14 protein-coding genes are annotated in these 17562 nt (G+C 60.1%); 7 read left to right on the top strand and 7 right to left on the bottom strand.

What is annotated here, in order from left to right; translation table 11 throughout:
• The first annotated feature begins 181 nt into the window (after positions 1 to 181).
• The 5 genes from VC35_RS14515 (at position 182) to guaA (ending at position 5932) form a co-directional block, all read left to right on the top strand.
• On the top strand, positions 182 to 649 hold the full coding sequence (locus VC35_RS14515; protein ID WP_046040986.1) for a VUT family protein: 468 nt from the start codon (positions 182 to 184) through the stop codon (positions 647 to 649).
• An 87-nt stretch (positions 650 to 736) separates the two neighbouring features.
• On the top strand, positions 737 to 1918 hold the full coding sequence (purT, locus tag VC35_RS14520) for a formate-dependent phosphoribosylglycinamide formyltransferase (protein WP_046040988.1): 1182 nt from the start codon (positions 737 to 739) through the stop codon (positions 1916 to 1918).
• Positions 1919 to 2119: 201 nt separating this feature from the next.
• Positions 2120 to 2668 carry a hypothetical protein gene (locus VC35_RS14525; RefSeq protein WP_046040989.1) on the top strand — a complete coding sequence of 183 codons (549 nt, stop codon included), beginning with the start codon at positions 2120 to 2122 and terminating at the stop codon, positions 2666 to 2668.
• A gap of 117 nt (positions 2669 to 2785) precedes the next feature.
• Complete coding sequence (guaB, locus tag VC35_RS14530) at positions 2786 to 4255, top strand: IMP dehydrogenase (RefSeq protein WP_046040990.1); 1470 nt, start codon at positions 2786 to 2788, stop codon at positions 4253 to 4255.
• A gap of 99 nt (positions 4256 to 4354) precedes the next feature.
• Positions 4355 to 5932 (top strand): glutamine-hydrolyzing GMP synthase, encoded by a 1578-nt coding sequence (gene guaA, locus VC35_RS14535; protein WP_046040991.1) that lies wholly within the window; start codon positions 4355 to 4357, stop codon positions 5930 to 5932.
• Between the two features lie 82 nt (positions 5933 to 6014).
• Here the strand turns inward: guaA and VC35_RS14540 are convergent, their stop codons facing one another.
• Positions 6015 to 8972 carry a membrane-targeted effector domain-containing toxin gene (locus tag VC35_RS14540; RefSeq protein ID WP_052960563.1) on the bottom strand — a complete coding sequence of 986 codons (2958 nt, stop codon included), beginning with the start codon at positions 8970 to 8972 and terminating at the stop codon, positions 6015 to 6017.
• A gap of 257 nt (positions 8973 to 9229) precedes the next feature.
• On the opposite strand from VC35_RS14540, the gene VC35_RS14545 reads away from it, so the two are divergent.
• The gene (locus VC35_RS14545; protein WP_046041275.1) at positions 9230 to 10606 is read left to right on the top strand and encodes a multicopper oxidase family protein; all 1377 of its coding nucleotides are present in this window, start codon (positions 9230 to 9232) and stop codon (positions 10604 to 10606) included.
• Positions 10606 to 11103 carry a tRNA adenosine(34) deaminase TadA gene (gene tadA, locus VC35_RS14550; protein ID WP_046040992.1) on the top strand — a complete coding sequence of 166 codons (498 nt, stop codon included), beginning with the start codon at positions 10606 to 10608 and terminating at the stop codon, positions 11101 to 11103. Before VC35_RS14545 ends, tadA begins: the two co-directional genes overlap by 1 nt.
• 119 nt (positions 11104 to 11222) lie before the next feature.
• Here the strand turns inward: tadA and cmoB are convergent, their stop codons facing one another.
• From cmoB to lon, 6 genes are all read right to left on the bottom strand, one after another.
• Positions 11223 to 12179, bottom strand: coding sequence for a tRNA 5-methoxyuridine(34)/uridine 5-oxyacetic acid(34) synthase CmoB (gene cmoB / locus VC35_RS14555; protein ID WP_046040993.1), 957 nt, complete (start codon positions 12177 to 12179; stop codon positions 11223 to 11225).
• Positions 12176 to 12955, bottom strand: coding sequence for a carboxy-S-adenosyl-L-methionine synthase CmoA (cmoA, locus tag VC35_RS14560; protein ID WP_185754789.1), 780 nt, complete (start codon positions 12953 to 12955; stop codon positions 12176 to 12178). Before cmoA ends, cmoB begins: the two co-directional genes overlap by 4 nt.
• A 218-nt stretch (positions 12956 to 13173) precedes the next feature.
• Entirely contained in the window at positions 13174 to 13809 is a 636-nt protein-coding gene (locus VC35_RS14565) for a lysoplasmalogenase (RefSeq protein ID WP_046040995.1), read from the bottom strand.
• A 2-nt stretch (positions 13810 to 13811) separates the two neighbouring features.
• Positions 13812 to 14204 (bottom strand): protease inhibitor I42 family protein, encoded by a 393-nt coding sequence (locus VC35_RS14570; protein ID WP_046040996.1) that lies wholly within the window; start codon positions 14202 to 14204, stop codon positions 13812 to 13814.
• Positions 14205 to 14342: 138 nt separating this feature from the next.
• The gene (locus VC35_RS14575; protein WP_046040998.1) at positions 14343 to 14735 is read right to left on the bottom strand and encodes a hypothetical protein; all 393 of its coding nucleotides are present in this window, start codon (positions 14733 to 14735) and stop codon (positions 14343 to 14345) included.
• Between the two features lie 217 nt (positions 14736 to 14952).
• Positions 14953 to 17370 carry an endopeptidase La gene (lon, locus tag VC35_RS14580; protein ID WP_046040999.1) on the bottom strand — a complete coding sequence of 806 codons (2418 nt, stop codon included), beginning with the start codon at positions 17368 to 17370 and terminating at the stop codon, positions 14953 to 14955.
• Positions 17371 to 17562 lie beyond the last annotated feature (192 nt).

Here is a 17562-nt window from a genome sequence, read left to right on the forward strand (position 1 = left end):
CTTCTGTGGCGAGGGAGCTTGCTCCCGCTGGGTTGCGAAGCAACCCCAAAAATCTCAAGTGAATGTGCTGATTTCGGGGCCGCTACGCGACCCGACGGGAGCAAGCTCCCTCGCCACAGGTTATTTGTGTACCGAAGATGAAGTATCCTGTGCACAAAATTGACAGGTATTCCCACGCCTCATGCTCTTCCTGATCGCCTACATCAGCAGCGTCGTGCTGATCAACTACGCCTTTTCCACCACGCCGCACCTGGACATCATCTGGTCGGCCTGGGGCGGGCTGGTGTTTGTGTTGCGCGACATGGTGCAAGCCCGATTCGGGCATGGCGCCCTCGCAGCGATGCTGGTGGCACTGGTGTTGTCCTATGTCACCTCCGATCCGTCCATCGCCCTGGCCAGCGCCACGGCGTTCGCGGTTTCCGAGTGCATCGACTGGCTGGTGTTCAGCATTACCAAGCGTCCGCTGCATGATCGCCTGTGGATAAGTTCGGCCCTGAGCATTCCCCTCGATACCTTTATCTTTTTCGGCATGATCGACGCCCTGACGCCGGGGGTGATCCTCACCGCCCTGGGTTCGAAGTTCGCCGGGGTCACCGCCGTGTGGCTGATCATGGCCTGGCGCCTGCGCAAACAGGCTGTCGTCAGCTGAAGTTCATGTAAAATGCCGCGCTTTCTCCCCATGGGAAGCGCGCATGGCGACGCGTCCCTCGATGATCCGCTCCTTGAGGACCTTCAGATGACCCGTATCGGAACTCCATTGTCACCCACCGCGACCCGCGTATTGATGTGTGGCTGTGGCGAGTTGGGCAAGGAAGTGGTGATCGAGCTGCAACGCCTGGGCGTTGAAGTGATTGCCGTGGACCGCTACGCCAACGCGCCGGCCATGCAGGTGGCGCACCGCAGCCACGTGATCAACATGCTCGATGGTGCCGCCCTGCGCGCCGTGATCGAAGCCGAGAAGCCGCACTTCATCGTCCCGGAAATCGAAGCCATCGCCACCGCGACTCTGGTGGAGCTGGAAGCCGAAGGCTTCACCGTGATTCCGACCGCCCGCGCCGCGCAGCTGACCATGAACCGCGAAGGCATCCGTCGCCTGGCCGCTGAAGAGCTGGACCTGCCGACCTCGCCGTACCACTTTGCCGACACCTTCGAGGACTACAGCAAAGCCGTTGAAGACCTCGGGTTCCCATGCGTGGTCAAGCCGGTCATGAGTTCTTCGGGCAAGGGCCAGAGCCTGCTGCGCAGCGTCGATGACGTGCAGAAAGCCTGGGACTACGCCCAGGAAGGCGGCCGTGCCGGTAAAGGTAGGGTGATCATCGAAGGCTTCATCGATTTCGACTACGAAATCACCCTGCTGACGGTGCGCCACGTCGGCGGCACCACCTTCTGCGCGCCGGTCGGCCACCGTCAGGAGAAGGGCGACTACCAGGAATCCTGGCAGCCCCAAGCCATGAGCCCGGTTGCCCTGGCTGAATCCGAACGCGTCGCCAAGGCTGTGACCGAAGCCCTGGGTGGCCGTGGTCTGTTTGGCGTCGAGCTATTCATCAAAGGTGATCAGGTGTGGTTCAGCGAAGTCTCGCCGCGCCCGCACGACACCGGCCTGGTCACGCTGATTTCCCAGGACCTGTCGCAGTTCGCCCTGCACGCACGGGCCATTCTCGGTCTGCCGATCCCGTTGATCCGTCAGTTCGGGCCTTCGGCCTCGGCGGTGATCCTGGTGGAAGGGCAGTCGACCCAGACCGCTTTCGCCAACCTGGGTGCCGCGCTGAGCGAACCGGATACCGCGTTGCGCCTGTTCGGCAAGCCTGAAGTCAACGGCCAGCGCCGCATGGGTGTGGCCCTGGCGCGCGACGAATCGATCGAAGCCGCCCGCGCCAAGGCGACCCGTGCTTCGCAGGCGGTTGTCGTAGAGCTGTAAAAACTTCGTGGGCCAGCCTGTATCCCCTGTGGGAGCGGGCTTGCTCGCGAATGCGATCTGACATTCAGCAATGTTTTCGACTGACACACCGCCTTCGCGGGCAAGCCCGCTCCTACAGGGTCGGTGCCAGGCATCAGGTCTGGGTCGACCTATAATTTGTGGATGCTCAAGTTCCTTCATCAAAGCTTCAGGCCTGTACCCATGAACTCCCAAAGCATCATCGTCCCGAAAATCTCCACCCTGCCGGTGCACGAACCCCGGGCCCGGGCCGTCGTACGTTGGCTGGTGCGCAAGAACATCATCGAGGAAGAACTGACCACCTGTGGCCGCACCGGCAACCGCATGGCCCATGCCATCGCCGACGGTGCCCGCGCAGTGGTCCTGCACCCTGAAGCCCTGCCGTTCGGCGAGCCGATCAATGGCCTGGAGATCATCACCAAGCGCTGCATCTATACGCCAGCCAAGGGTTTCCTTGAAGAGGCGGGCTGCGCCGAGTGCCGCAAGGAAGTGGGTGAAGCCCTGTTCGAAAGCCTGGAAGACTGGATGCCGGGGCGTACCGACAACTTCACCTGCCCCGAATGCGGGCATGAAGACGACATCAACGGCTTCCTGTTCCTGCAGGAATGCGGCTTCTCCAACCTCGGTTTCATCTTCAACAACTGGGCTGAAGCCGGGTTCAAGCAGAGCTTTATCGATGAATTCGCCGATTGGCTCGATCAGCCGGTCAGTTGGGTGAAAGTCGAATTGTAGGGGGCGCCAATCTCCGTATGTCAGTAATGCCAATAATAGACAGAGTTTTACATTGAACCCGAGGGGGTGTCTGACTATAATGGCGCGCTTCCATTTTCCCGCTCGGGAGCCCCCGCGATGCTGCGTATCAGCCAAGAAGCTCTGACATTCGACGACATTCTCCTAGTGCCCGGTTATTCCGAGGTGCTTCCTAACGAAGTCAGTCTCAAGACCCGCCTTACCCGTGGCATCGAGCTGAATATTCCACTGGTTTCCGCCGCCATGGACACCGTCACTGAAGCCCGTCTGGCAATTGCCATGGCTCAGGAAGGTGGTATCGGTATCATCCACAAGAACATGACCATCGAGCAGCAAGCTGCCGAAGTCCGCAAGGTCAAGCGTTACGAAGCCGGTGTGGTCAAGGATCCGATCACCATCGTCGCCGACGCCACCGTGCGCGAGTTGTTCGACCTGACCCGCATGCACAACATCTCCGGCGTTCCGGTGCTGCACAATGGCGACCTGGTCGGCATTGTCACCTCCCGTGACGTGCGTTTCGAGAACCGTCTGGAAGCCACTGTCCGTGAAGTGATGACGCCTAAAGAGCGTCTGGTCACGGTCAAGGAAGGCGCCGACAAGAACGATGTGCGTGAACTGCTGCACAAGCACCGCATCGAACGCGTGCTGATCGTCGACGACAAATTCGCCCTCAAGGGCATGATGACCGTCAACGACATCGAAAAAGCCAAGGCTTACCCGCTGGCCAGCAAGGACGATCAAGGTCGTCTGCGTGTTGGCGCAGCAGTCGGCACCGGTAAAGACACCGGTGACCGCGTTGCCGCCCTGGTTGCTGCCGGCGTTGACGTGGTGGTGGTTGACACCGCTCACGGTCACTCCAAAGGCGTGATCGACCGCGTTCGCTGGGTCAAGCAAAACTTCCCTGAAGTGCAGGTCATCGGCGGCAACATCGCCACCGGCGCTGCCGCCAAGGCCCTGGCCGAAGCCGGCGCTGACGCAGTCAAGGTCGGTATCGGCCCTGGCTCGATCTGCACCACCCGCATCGTCGCCGGTGTCGGCGTCCCGCAAATCAGTGCCATCGCCAACGTTGCCGCTGCCCTTGAAGGCACTGGCGTACCGTTGATCGCCGACGGCGGCATCCGCTTCTCCGGTGACCTGTCCAAGGCCATCGTGGCCGGTGCCTCCTGCGTGATGATGGGCTCGATGTTCGCCGGTACCGAAGAAGCGCCGGGCGAGATCGAACTGTTCCAGGGCCGGTCGTACAAGGCTTATCGCGGCATGGGTTCGCTGGGCGCCATGTCCCAGGCTCAAGGTTCCTCCGACCGTTACTTCCAGGATTCCTCGGCAGGCGCCGAGAAGCTGGTTCCGGAAGGCATCGAAGGGCGTGTTCCGTACAAGGGCACCCTGAGCGCGATCATCCACCAGTTGATGGGCGGCCTGCGTTCCTCGATGGGCTACACCGGCAGTGCCGACATCGAAGAGATGCGCACCAAGCCTGAGTTCGTGCGGATCACCGGCGCCGGCATGGCCGAATCCCACGTTCACGACGTGCAGATCACCAAGGAAGCGCCAAACTACCGCGTAGGTTGAGCCTTCAAGCAACAAGCTAAGCAACCGGGGCTGTTTTATTCAGCCCCGAGTTGTTTCTGAATCACGACTGTTTCCGAATTTTTTAGACGAGACTGAATCATGGCCCTCGACATTCACGCTCACCGCATCCTGATCCTCGACTTCGGTTCCCAGTACACCCAGCTGATCGCCCGCCGCGTGCGTGAAATCGGCGTGTACTGCGAACTGCACCCGTTCGACATGGACGAAGATGCGATCCGCGAATTCGCTCCTAAAGGCGTCATCCTCGCCGGCGGCCCGGAGTCGGTTCACGAAGCCAACAGCCCGCGCTGCCCACAAGCGGTTTTCGATCTGGGCGTGCCGGTCTTTGGTATCTGCTACGGCATGCAGACCATGGCCGAGCAACTGGGTGGCAAGGTTGAAGGTTCCGAACTGCGTGAGTTCGGTTATGCCCGCGTTGACGTGGTCGGCAAGAGCCGCCTGCTCGACGGCATCGAAGACCACATCGACGCCGACGGCCTGTTTGGCCTCGACGTGTGGATGAGCCACGGTGACAAGGTCACCCGCATGCCGGAAGACTTCCACATCCTGGCCAGCACCCCGAGCTGCCCGATTGCCGGTATGTTCAACGATGCTCGCGGCTACTACGGCGTGCAGTTCCACCCGGAAGTGACCCATACCAAGCAGGGCGGTCGCATCCTGTCGCGCTTCATCCTCGACATCTGCGAGTGTGAAGCCCTGTGGACCCCGTCGAAAATCGCTGAAGACGCCATCGCCCAGGTTCGCGCCCAGGTTGGCACCGACAACGTCCTGCTCGGCTTGTCCGGCGGTGTTGACTCCTCGGTAGTTGCCGCACTGCTGCACAAAGCCATTGGCGACCAGCTGACCTGCGTGTTCGTCGACAACGGCCTGCTGCGCTTGCACGAAGGCGAGCAAGTGATGGCCATGTTCGCCGAGAACATGGGCGTCAAGGTGATCCGCGCCAACGCCGAAGAGCAGTTCCTCGGCAACCTGGCCGGCGAAGCCGACCCGGAGAAGAAGCGCAAGATCATCGGCCGTACCTTCATCGACGTGTTCGATGCCGAATCCTGCAAGCTGGACAACATCAAGTACCTGGCCCAGGGCACCATCTACCCGGACGTGATCGAGTCGGCTGGCGCGAAAAGCGGCAAGGCCCACGTGATCAAGTCGCACCACAACGTGGGTGGCCTGCCGGAAGAAATGAACCTCAAGCTGGTTGAACCCCTGCGCGAGCTGTTCAAGGACGAAGTCCGTCGTCTGGGCCTGGAACTGGGCCTGCCGTACGACATGGTCTACCGTCACCCGTTCCCGGGCCCGGGCCTGGGCGTGCGCATCCTCGGTGAAGTGAAGAAGGAATACGCCGACCTGCTGCGTCGCGCCGACCACATCTTCATCGAAGAACTGCGCAAGGCCGACTGGTACCACAAGGTCAGCCAGGCATTCGTAGTGTTCCAGCCGGTGAAATCGGTTGGCGTGGTTGGCGATGGCCGACGTTACGCCTGGGTCGTGGCCCTGCGTGCCGTGGAAACCATCGACTTCATGACCGCGCGTTGGGCACACCTGCCTTACGAACTGCTGGAAACCGTCAGCGGCCGCATCATCAATGAAATCGAAGGCATCTCCCGCGTCACCTATGACGTGTCGAGCAAGCCGCCAGCGACCATTGAGTGGGAATGATCGAATTGAACCTGTGAAACCAGGTTCAAACCGATAGTGCCAAGCGAAGCCCCGGGTCGAGAGACCCGGGGCTTTTTGCGTTTCAAGGGACGCGTGTGGGTTTCAAGCCATTGCGGCGCAGTGCATCCGAAAGGTCGGCCAGGCTGGCAAATTGCTTATTATTGATGCTGCCCCACTGTGGGCGCTCGATGCACACGCCTGTGGCGTCGGAGTGGATCAGTGTGCGCACCAGTGAGCCGTCCCGGGTGCGGTGAACCAATTCGAGCTGGTTGCCGTACTTCTCGATGCTGAACATGCCCGGTTGATTGAGTGCAGCCTCGAGTACCAGTTCCCTGGCAAGCTCTGGGGATTCCACTTGCAGGAGCAGGTCGTTCTTGATGGTGAACACGGTGCTGTCTGTTCTGCTGGTTCCGGATTTTCCCGGATCTTGCTCAATGCTCGTGGGCTGGGCGACCTCGGCACTTTTTACCCGCAGTCCGATGCCTCCTTCCAGTTCACTGACGCCCGCGACGCCTTCCCAGGTATTGGAGTGGGTATTGCCAACCAAGGCAATCCAGCGATGAGGGCCTCTAGCGGCCTGATCAGCATCGATAATGATCTTGGCAAAGTAATTCATCATTTTGTGCCGGTGGGCGTGTGCTGTCTCGAACATGTTATCGACGCGATAGCTGGCGGCACAGTCGATCGCCTGTACGCGAATGTGGTTTTTCTGCGCGGCCTTGACCACTTTCATAAAGGTGAATCGGCCAGAGGGATCGGTGTGATGACCTATATCAAGGTTCTTCAGGTAACTTTTCAGGCTTTTCGACATTACGCCGCTCTTGTTGAAAACATCCAGGTCCGCCTGATGGAAGTCGTTGAGCAGGTGTTCCATGTACAAGGTTTTAACCTTTTGTTTGCTGAGTATTTCCATGTTCTCGATCAGGAACTGTTTGCTGCCAATGCTGGAGTGGCTTTCGCCGACTACAAGGGCGGGTGACTCTTCGAACAGCGTCTCGATGATGTCCTTGGTTCGGCTTACCGGGCCAAAGGTCGGAATGGTCGGCCTGGGAGGGAGTTCCGGAAGGTTTTGATAGTAGGCCTCTGCGTCTCGAAACAAGGTTTTTCTCAGGGCCTTGAACTGCATCAGAGCGCCTCCGGGATTAAAGATGTCGTCGAAAGCGTCACTGAGGTGATTGACTTTGTTAACGTCAGTGACGATAGGCAGCAACTCGGCCCGTAACGCCAGGGGCACGTCATAGACAGTGGTGGGGCTGGCTACGTTGGGTAAAGGTTCTGGCGTCCTTCCCCATGGCCAGCATCCGAAAATGCTACCGCCGCCATACAGCCCGGGGCGTGTCAGGAGTTCCCATTCACCCGCGGCGTTCAAGCGAACCGGCAGGTTGCGGTAAAACGAGAACGGGTTGGCGGGATCGATGATGACCCAGGTCTTCAACTCGTTGACGTAGCGCACCAGGTAGTAGTCGCCATTGATCCTGATGTAGTTGCCGCCCGTCGCCGGCTGATAAATGTTGCGGTACTGGCCTTCCTCGGCCGCTACCTGCAACCCATCGAGTACCTCATTGGTCTCGAACGGGGCTAGCGGGTTTTCACCTTCCAGGACATAGGCTCGACCAGGAGCGGCAACGGTGATTTTCGGCGGGGCGCCATTGGGGTGTTCGTTTTCGGCGGCGAGATTCTCCTGGGGGGTGAACTCATCGTTAGCTTCACCGACTTCCGCTACCTCGACCGAGCCGCCGAGCGCCAGCGCATTGAAGAGGGTATCGATGCTGCTGAAGATGGCGCCGAGTACACCGGCCTTGCGCTCCTGGGTATTCTTCCCGTTGACGGCCTGGTCGATGTTCAGGCCGATGTTGGCCAGGCCGGCGCCGACAGCCGCGAGGGCAACCGGCCAGCCCACCACGGCCATCGCCCCAAAGAGGCGGCTGAAGGTGCTCAGGTAGCCGATCCACAGCTTTTCCCGCAGGTCGCCATTGGAGCGCAGGGACAGATCGGCGTCGTCGAACATGCGTTCCCTGACCGAGTCACGGATCCAGCTGAAGACGTCACCCTCGATGTCGGGCGCGTCCTGATCGAACAGGCTGCTGTCGTATTTGCCCCAGGTCGAATACAGCAGGTCGAGGGTGTGATTCAGGCCGACGTTGTCGCCATCCTGTTGTTGGGCCGACAGGGGAAAGTGCGCCATGAAGCGGGCGCGATTATCCGGGTGGTTGTTCTGGCACAACAGCCACCAGTGCAGGTCGTGGGAGGTTTCGAATACATGGAAGGCATCTGTTTCGCCAGGGGTATACAGGATCTGCCGACCCTGGCGGTCGATGATGCGCAGTATGTCGCAGGCGAAGTAGTTGCCGATGTACAGGGGCGTGGCCCGCAGGCCTTCGGCAGGTGGCTCATGGGCGTGGAGCATGTCGAGGGTGATGGGCCAGGAGAGGTGGCCGGCCACAGCCTTGAGTACGGTCTTGAGGTTCTCGTTGCTCAGGCGTGAGCCGTCGTGTTCCTCCAGCGCCTTGGAAATGAAATTGAGCTTGGCCAGGGTGCGGAAATTGTCTGAATGCTGGCGCCAGAAGGCGCCCATCTTGTCCCAATAGCGGTCGTGAAAATTGATGCGCCACAGGTCCTTGATGACCACGCTTGGGTACATCTTCACCTCGTTGGTTTCGTTGTAGATCCGGGCGTTCGCCCCCTCGTTGTAGAAACCACCGTCACTGTCCAGCAGGTCGGCATTGTCCTGATCGTGGGCTTGAAAGCGCTGGATCACCAGTTGCGGCAAGGTCAGCGACTCAATGGGCTTGGGGTAGTGTTCCCAGAACAGGAAGGCCTTGGTGCTGGTCACCGAAGTGTTGTCGAAACGGTGCCACCAGACTTTGTCCGGATCGATGTGCTGGATACCGTACTTGTCCAGAATCCCCCGGGCTTCGATATGGGCCATGTCGTGCATGTCGGGGCATGCTTCCACGAACGGGACCACCAGGTCTTTGAGGGCCTGCACGTCGTCGGAGTTGGGAAGTAGGAATTGTGAGTTTGTATCTGAAGAATTCATTTCTCTCTCCTTGAGAAATGGATGGGTTTGAAGTCGGCACTATGCCCTGCGGACTACAGCCTGATCTGTAGGAATGACGGCGCACGGTGTCCGGTATTGATGGATCTGTGCTGTCAGAGGCGGATCCGAACAGACTGCCGGCCCCGCTGCGGCCCGTCGTCACGCCCACTTTGCTGTTTCTTTCACAACTGCGGGTGTATCGTATTCGCCTTTTGCGGGCCCCGGGCCTGTCGCTGATACGTGAGGTAGTTGAGTTCATGTCGTTTACCCGTCGCCAAATCCTCGGTGGCCTGGCCGGTCTTGTTGTCGTTGGCGTCGGTGCGGGGGGCGCATCGCGCTACTGGCTGGGCAAGATGGCTGACGCCGAGGCGGGCCACGACTACGAGCTGATCGCAGCACCGCTGGACGTGGAACTGGTAGCCGGGCACAGGACCCAGGCTTGGGCCTTCGGCCCGTCGGCGCCGGGCACCGAATTGCGGGTGCGCCAGGGTGAATGGCTACGGGTGCGCTTCATCAACCATCTGCCGGTCGCGACCACCATCCACTGGCACGGCATCCGCCTGCCGCTGGAAATGGACGGTGTGCCTTACGTGTCGCAATTGCCGGTGTTGCCGGGTGAGTACTTCGATTACAAATTCCGCGTGCCGGATGCCGGCAGCTACTGGTATCACCCGCATGTGAACAGCAGTGAAGAGCTCGGTCGTGGCCTGGTCGGCCCTTTGATCATCGACGAACGCGAGCCGACCGGTTTCAAGTATGAGAAGACCTTGAGCCTGAAAAGCTGGCATGTCGACGACGTCGGCAATTTCGTCGAGTTCAGCATTCCCCGTGAAGCGGCCCGTGGCGGTACAGCGGGGCGCCTGGCGACCATCAACGGCGTGCCGCAAGCGGTGATCGACTTGCCGGCCGGGCAGATCACCCGTGTACGCCTGCTCAACCTCGATAACACCCTGACCTATCGCCTGAACATTCCCGGAGTCGAAGCGCAGATCTATGCGCTGGACGGCAACCCGGTCGAGCCACGACCGCTCGGCAAGGAGTACTGGCTCGGTCCGGGCATGCGCATTTGCCTGGCGATCAAGGCCCCGCCGGCCGGTGAGGAGTTGTCGTTGCGCAACGGCCCGGTGCGCCTGGGCACGTTCCGTTCGGTGGCCAATACCGATGCGCCGACCGAGTGGCCGCCGGCCCTGCCGGCCAACCCGATTGCCGAGCCGGACCTGGCCAATGCCGAGAAACTCAACTTCAATTTCGAATGGGTCGGCTCGGTGTCGGTCAACGTTGATAACGGCAAGCCGCCGAGCCTGTGGCAGATTAATGGCAAGGCCTGGGACATCACCGACAAGACCTGCGCCGACCGGCCGATTGCCAAACTCGAGAAGGGCAAGAGCTACATTTTCGAATTGAAGAACATGACTCAGTACCAGCACCCGATTCACCTGCACGGCATGAGTTTCAAGGTCATCGCCTCGAACCGGCACAAGGTCATTCCGTACTTCACTGACACCTACCTGCTGGGCAAGAACGAGCGCGCGCAGGTAGCGTTGGTGGCGGATAATCCGGGTGTATGGATGTTCCACTGCCATGTGATCGACCACATGGAAACCGGCCTGATGGCCGCCATCGAGGTGGCGTGATGCGTCAGATTCGTCCCGCCGCCATCATCGACCGCAGCCGTGATCGCGAATTCATGCGTGAGGCCCTGGCCCTGGCGGCCCAAGGCGCGGCCCTCGGCGAAGTGCCGGTGGGCGCGGTACTGGTGCAGGACGGCGAAATCATCGGTCGCGGCTTCAACTGCCCGATCAGCAGCAGCGACCCGAGCGCCCACGCCGAGATGGTCGCCATCCGCGCCGCCGCCCAGGCGGTGAGCAACTACCGCCTGCCGGGCAGTACGCTGTATGTGACGCTGGAGCCGTGCAGCATGTGCGCAGGCCTGATCGTGCATTCGCGGATTGCACGGGTGGTGTACGGCGCGCTGGAGCCGAAAGCCGGGATCGTGCAGAGCCAGGGGCAGTTCTTTACCCAGGGCTTTTTGAATCACCGGGTGCTGTATGAGGGCGGGGTGTTGGCGGAGGAGTGCGGGGCGGTGTTGAGCGAGTTTTTCAAGGCGCGCCGCGCCAAACCTTCAGACTGAACACAAAACCCATTGTAGGAGCGAGCCTGCTCGCGATTCGATCTGACAGTCACATCTGTGCTGAATGTCAGTTCGCAATCGCGAGCAGGCTCGCTCCTACAGGGTTACTTGGTGTCCAATTATTTCTTCGCCACGATGACCGCCCGCATCGGCGCCGGAAGCCCTTCAACGGTCTTGCTGTGATCCTCGGGATCGAGGAAATCACTGAGCGACTGATACTTCATCCACTCCGTCCCGCGCTGTTCCTCGACCGTGGTGGTGCTCACATCCACGCACTTCACATCCGTGAACCCGGCCCGACGTAGCCACAACTCCAGTGCAGGCACCGACGGCAGGAACCACACGTTGCGCATCTGCGCGTAGCGATCTTCCGGCACCAGCACCTGATGCTTGTCGCCTTCGACCACCAGGGTTTCCAGCACCAGTTCCCCGCCCTTGACCAGGCAATCCTTCAGCGCCAGCAAATGCTCGATCGGCGAACGGCGGTGGTAGAACACGCCCATGGAAAACACCGTGTCGAAGCCTTCAAGGTTCGGCGGCAGGTCTTCGAACGGGAAGGGCAGGTGCCAGGCATTCGGCTCGGACAAGTAACGCTGCACTGCCTGGAACTGGCAGAAGAATAGCCAGTTCGGGTCGACACCGATCACGCTGTCCGCGCCGGCACCGAGCATGCGCCACATGTAATAGCCGTTGCCGCAGCCGACATCGAGGATGCGCTTGCCTTTGAGGTCCAGGTGCGGAGCGACCCGCGACCATTTCCAGTCTGAGCGCCATTCGGTATCGACGTGCACGCCGAACAGGTCGAACGGCCCCTTGCGCCATGGCGACAGGCCCATCAGCGCGGTGCGCATTTGCGCGCGAGTCTCGTCGTTGCAATCGGTGTCCAGCTTCAAGCCATTGAGCAAATCGACTTCGCTCGGCTGGATCTTCGGCAGGGCGTCCAGCGCGCTTTGCCAGCGTTCCAGGTCGCCATGGCCCTTTTCCATTTTCTTGTCGAGTTGCGCTTGCAGGGTGTTGGCCCATTCGGCCAGCGGCGTGCCGGCCAGACGGCGGGCGAGGGGGGACAGATCAATCATGGCAAGGCAATCAACGAGGCAAAGTTAAGACACTGGAACCACGGCACGACTTTCGAGAACCCGGCGGCCAGCAGGCGTTCGCGGTGTTCTTCGAGGCTGTCGGGCTTCATGACGTTTTCGATGGCGCTGCGCTTCTGGGCGATTTCCAGCTCGCTGTAGCCGTTGGCGCGTTTGAAGGCGATGTGCAGGTCGGTGAGCAGTGCGTGTTCCTGCTCGTCTTCGAAGCGCAGTTTTTCCGAGAGGATCAGGGCACCGCCGGGCAACAGCGACTGACGGATGCGCGACAGCAACGCCGTGCGCTGGTTAGGGGCGATGAATTGCAGGGTGAAGTTCAGCGCGACCACCGAGGCCGGCTGGAACTCCAGCGCGAGGATGTCGCCCTCGATCACCTCGACCGGCAGCAACTCCTGGAACATCGAATCCTGCCCGTTGAGGTACTCGCGGCAGCGTTCGACCATCGCCGCCGAGTTATCCACAGCGATGACTCGGCAACCGTCGGTGTGCACATGCCGGCGCAGGGCCTGGGTTACGGCCCCCAGCGACGAGCCCAGGTCGTAGAGCACGCTGTTGGGTTGGGCGAACTGTGCGGCGAGCACGCCGAGGTTTTCGACGATGGTCGGATAACCCGGCACCGAACGCTTGATCATGTCCGGGAACACCCGCACCACGTCCTCGTTGAAGGCGAAGTCAGGCACCTGGGCCAAAGGCTGGGCGAAAAGGCGATCGGGTTCTTTGCTCACGGCGGTTCCAGCGGTGTAGGTGGAAAAGGCCGGCATTTTAGCCAAGTTGGCGCGGGGATGCGCGGGTTGTCTGATAAAGCGGTGGGCTCACCATGATTTGTGGAGAGAAACACCATTGTGGCGAGGGAGCTTGCTCCCGCTGGGCCGCGCAGCGGCCCCAAAACCAATCAAACTGGTTTAATCAGGTGGATCCGACTGGCCGGGGTTGCGACTGCTGCGCAGCCGAGCGGGAGCAAGCTCCCTCGCCACAGGGGTTAGCGTGATCTTTGGGGGAATGCCGAGGCAGTGATCCCCCATTGTCCCAGCCAGTAACTGAGGATGATCACATAAGGCGCCGCGTCGAACGGCACCACAAACCGGCTGATGCCAATCACGCTGTCGGAGAACACGAACGCCACTGCGCCCGCTGCCGCCAGCAGCGCCGAGCGTTTGGGTACGTCGGTCCCGAGTCGGGCCAGGGCGCGCCAGAGCATGGCGCTGATGGCCGTGCCATAGACAATCACGGGCACCAGCAATGGGCCTAGGCCGTTGGAAATCAGAATCCCCAGCAGGACGGCACCGACACCGAGGGCCAGCACTAGCGGCAGCACGGCCGGTCGTCGGCAATCACTCAGATAAGCCTTGAGATAAGCCAGGTGCGCGACCAGAAACGCGCCAAGGCCAAACACAAATAAATCCCCCGGCCATGCCAGCAACACGTCGCCGACCAGAGAGAAAATCAGGCCCAGGCTGATCCAGCGCCGATATTCGCCGGGCGGTGCGTCATGCAGCCAGCCCAGCAGGGCCAGTACCGGCAGCGGCTTGACCAGCAGGCACAGCAGAGATGCTTGCACGCTCACGCCATACAGAAAGGTTACCGCGCCCATCAGCGCCAGTATCAGCCAGCCCACGGTCAGTTGACCGAGATCGCGCAGTCGAACGAATCCACCGGCAGCACTTCCGGCGCCCATGGTTGTTGCGAGGTCAGGCGCAAACGCCCGGTGCCGGGCGCAAAAGCCTGAAAGCGCCAGGTCGAGACCCCGGCCGCGCCGACGATGCCGGCATCTTCCGGATTTCGATAAACCTCTGGCCCCAGGGCGTGCAACACGCCGCCGGCCGAATCCTGGATCGCCCAGCGATAGCCCGTGGTCGGATTGCTCGGCAGGGTCAGGATCAGGTTTTGCCCGTTGCTGAGCTGCACCGGACATTCGCTTTGTTTTTCCACGGTCACGTTGTGCGCAGGTTGCGTGGCGCACGCGGCCAGCAAGGCGAGGGCGAGGGGGACAAACAGGCGAATGGGGGACATAGGCTTCGGTGGCTCCGGCGTTCACGACGAACGGCGAGCATAACTGAAGATGAGACAAAGTGTGACCAGAGCCGTGAAGATGAGTGGCGAACGCGTCAGGCTCTGATGCGAGGGTGAGAAAACGAGGCTATTAGCTACTTATCCGGTAACTTCGAGTTCACCTTCAATCTCGTCGACTTGATTGTGGAATTTCAGCTTGAAACTTAGCCAGTATTTTTTAGTGGGAATGTCGAGATAGGATTTGAAAGTTCCTTCGTTGGCGTAGTTTTTTTCTCCCCCATTGAGGTAGAAAACATCTTTCAGTCGTTGTCCACGTACAAACACCTGTTCTCCGTTCGGAGTGGATGAGTCGATGATCAAGTTGATCGCACGTCCATTTGGAGAAAACAGGTTTTTGGAACCCTCGATTGTTATTTCTCCTTCATGGTGATTTACAGTAATTGTGTCGGCATTGAAGAGCTCATCGCAGTTTTGTTTTACTGTGAAGTAATATGAGGTTTTAGGTTTCGTGGAAAACTTTTGAGATGTCATGGTGATATTTCCCTAAAGGATTAAAAGATAAATCGAATGGGGAATGTATAAGAGTAAGGGGGTGGTCCGATACTGTCAATTTTGTCAGGTTTTAAAAACGAATCGCGATAAATATTATATTTTAATGCGTCGAAGGCGATTGAAAAGTGTCTTCACTACCTTCATCACGAGCAAACTGTGTTTGTCATTGATGAAGGTGATGAAGCCTACTTGGTTGTCAGAACAACACCTTCGCCACATCCGCAAAGCGTTTGGCAAAGTGCACGGTAATGCCTTCCTTCAGATACTCCGGCAGCTCCTCGAAATTGCCCTGATTCGCCTCCGGCAGAATCAGCTCGAAAATCTTCTGCCGCCGCGCCGCAATCACCTTTTCCCGCACTCCGCCAATCGGCAGTACATGCCCGGTCAACGTCAATTCACCGGTCATGGCCACGCCTTTTTTCGGCGGCTGGTTGCGCGCCAGCGAAAGCAGGGCGCTGGCCATGGTCACACCGGCACTCGGGCCGTCTTTCGGGGTGGCGCCTTCCGGCACGTGCAGGTGGACGAAGGCCTCGTCGAAGAATTTCGGATCGCCGCCATAGGACTTCAGGTGCGAGCTGACGTAGCTGTAGGCGATTTCCGCCGACTCTTTCATCACGTCACCCAACTGTCCGGTGAGCTTGAACCCACGGTTGAGGGTGTGGATGCGCGTGGCTTCGATCGGCAGGGTCGCGCCGCCCATGCTGGTCCAGGCAAGGCCAGTGATCACGCCGACACCCGACAGCACCTGCTCGTTGCGGAACACCGGTTTGCCGAGGGACGCCTCCAGGTCTTTCGGGCCGAGTTTGATCACCGCCTTCGGCTCGTCGAGCAGTTTCATCACTGCTTTGCGCACCAGTTTGCCGAGGTTTTTTTCCAGCTGGCGCACGCCGGCTTCACGGGCATAACCGTCGACCAGCGCCTTGAGCGCGCTGTCGCTGATGCTCAGGTTGCCCTTGGACACGCCGGCTTTCTCAAGCTGCTTGGGCCACAGGTGACGCTTGGCGATGGCGACTTTTTCCTCGGTGATGTAGCCCGACAGGCGAATCACTTCCATGCGGTCGAGCAACGGGCCAGGGATCGAATCGAGGGTGTTGGCGGTGCACACGAACAGCACTTTCGACAGGTCCAGACGCAGGTCCAGATAATGGTCGAGGAATTCGACGTTCTGCTCCGGATCGAGGGTTTCCAGCAGCGCCGAGGCCGGGTCGCCCTGGTAGCTCTGGCCCATCTTGTCGATCTCGTCGAGCATGATCACCGGGTTCATCACTTCGACGTCTTTTAACGCCTGCACCAGTTTGCCCGGCTGCGCGCCGATGTAGGTGCGGCGATGGCCCTTGATCTCGGCTTCGTCGCGCATGCCGCCGAGGCTGAAGCGGTAGAACGGCCGGCCCAGGGATTCGGCGATGGATTTGCCGACGCTGGTCTTGCCCACGCCCGGCGGCCCAACCAGCAATACGATAGAACCGCTGATCTCGCCCTTATAGGCGCCGACCGCGAGGAATTCGAGGATGCGGTCCTTGATGTCATCGAGGCCGGCGTGGTGTTTGTCCAGCACCTTGCGCGCGTGCTTGAGGTCGAGTTTGTCCTCGCCGTACACGCCCCACGGCACCGAGGTCGCCCAGTCGATGTAATTGCGGGTGACCGCATATTCCGGCGAGCCGGTTTCGAGGATCGAAAGCTTGTTCATTTCCTCTTCGAGGCGTTTCTGCACCGGCGCCGGCAGGACTTTGCCCACTAGCCGCTGTTCGAACTGTTCGAGGTCGGAGCTGCGGTCGTCCTTGGTCAGTCCCAGCTCCTGCTGGATGACCTTGAGTTGCTCCTTGAGGAAGAATTCGCGCTGATGTTCACCGATCTTGCGGTTAACTTCGGCGGAAATCTCTTTTTGCAGGCGCGCGACTTCGACTTCCTTGCGCAACATCGGCAGGACTTTTTCCATGCGCTTGAGCATCGGCACGCAGTCGAGCACTTCCTGCAGCTCGCTACCGGTGGCCGATGTGAGCGCGGCGGCGAAATCGGTCAGCGGCGACGGATCGTTGGGGCTGAAGCGGTTGAGGTAGTTCTTCAGTTCTTCGCTGTACAGCGGGTTGAGCGGCAGCAGTTCCTTGATCGCATTGATCAGCGCCATGCCGTAGGCCTTGACCTCGTCGGTCGGCTCGGTGGGCTGGTGCGGGTACTCGACTTCCACCAGGTATGGCGGGCGGTGATGCTTGAGCCAGGTCTTGAGGCGGACGCGGGTCAGGCCTTGGGCGACGAATTGCAGCTTGCCGTTTTCGCGGCTGGCGTGGTGCACCTTCACCAGGGTGCCGTAGAGCGGCAGGGCCGAGGTGTCGAAGTGGCGCGGGTCTTCCTGGGGGCTGTCCATGTAGAACAGGGCCAGGGAGTGGTGTTCGGACTTGGCCACCAGGTCCAGGGTCTCGGCCCATGGCTCTTCGTTGACGATGACCGGCAACACTTGGGCCGGGAAAAACGGGCGGTTGTGAATCGGGATGATGTAGACCTTGTCCGGCAGGTTCTGGCCAGGCAAGGCCAGGCCTTTGCCAGGTTTGTGCTGCGGGGCGTTTTCCGGATCGGCGTATTCGCTCGGGTCTTCGGGGAATTCCTGCTGGTCGCTCATGGGGGGCACCTGCGCAATGGGTATGGGTCTTAGATGGGGCAGGTTGGCGGTGGTTTCAACGGTCATTTTCTGCGAAACGGTGTTTCGCAGGCGTGATCAGCGCAGAGACAGGTTAGCTGGATTTCGGCACGACACGTTCAATTGTGGGAGCGAGCCTGCTCGCGAAAGCGATGTATCAGACACATTTATATC

The sequence above is a fragment of the Pseudomonas fluorescens genome (assembly GCF_000967965.1).
Classification (GTDB): domain Bacteria; phylum Pseudomonadota; class Gammaproteobacteria; order Pseudomonadales; family Pseudomonadaceae; genus Aquipseudomonas; species Aquipseudomonas grandcourensis.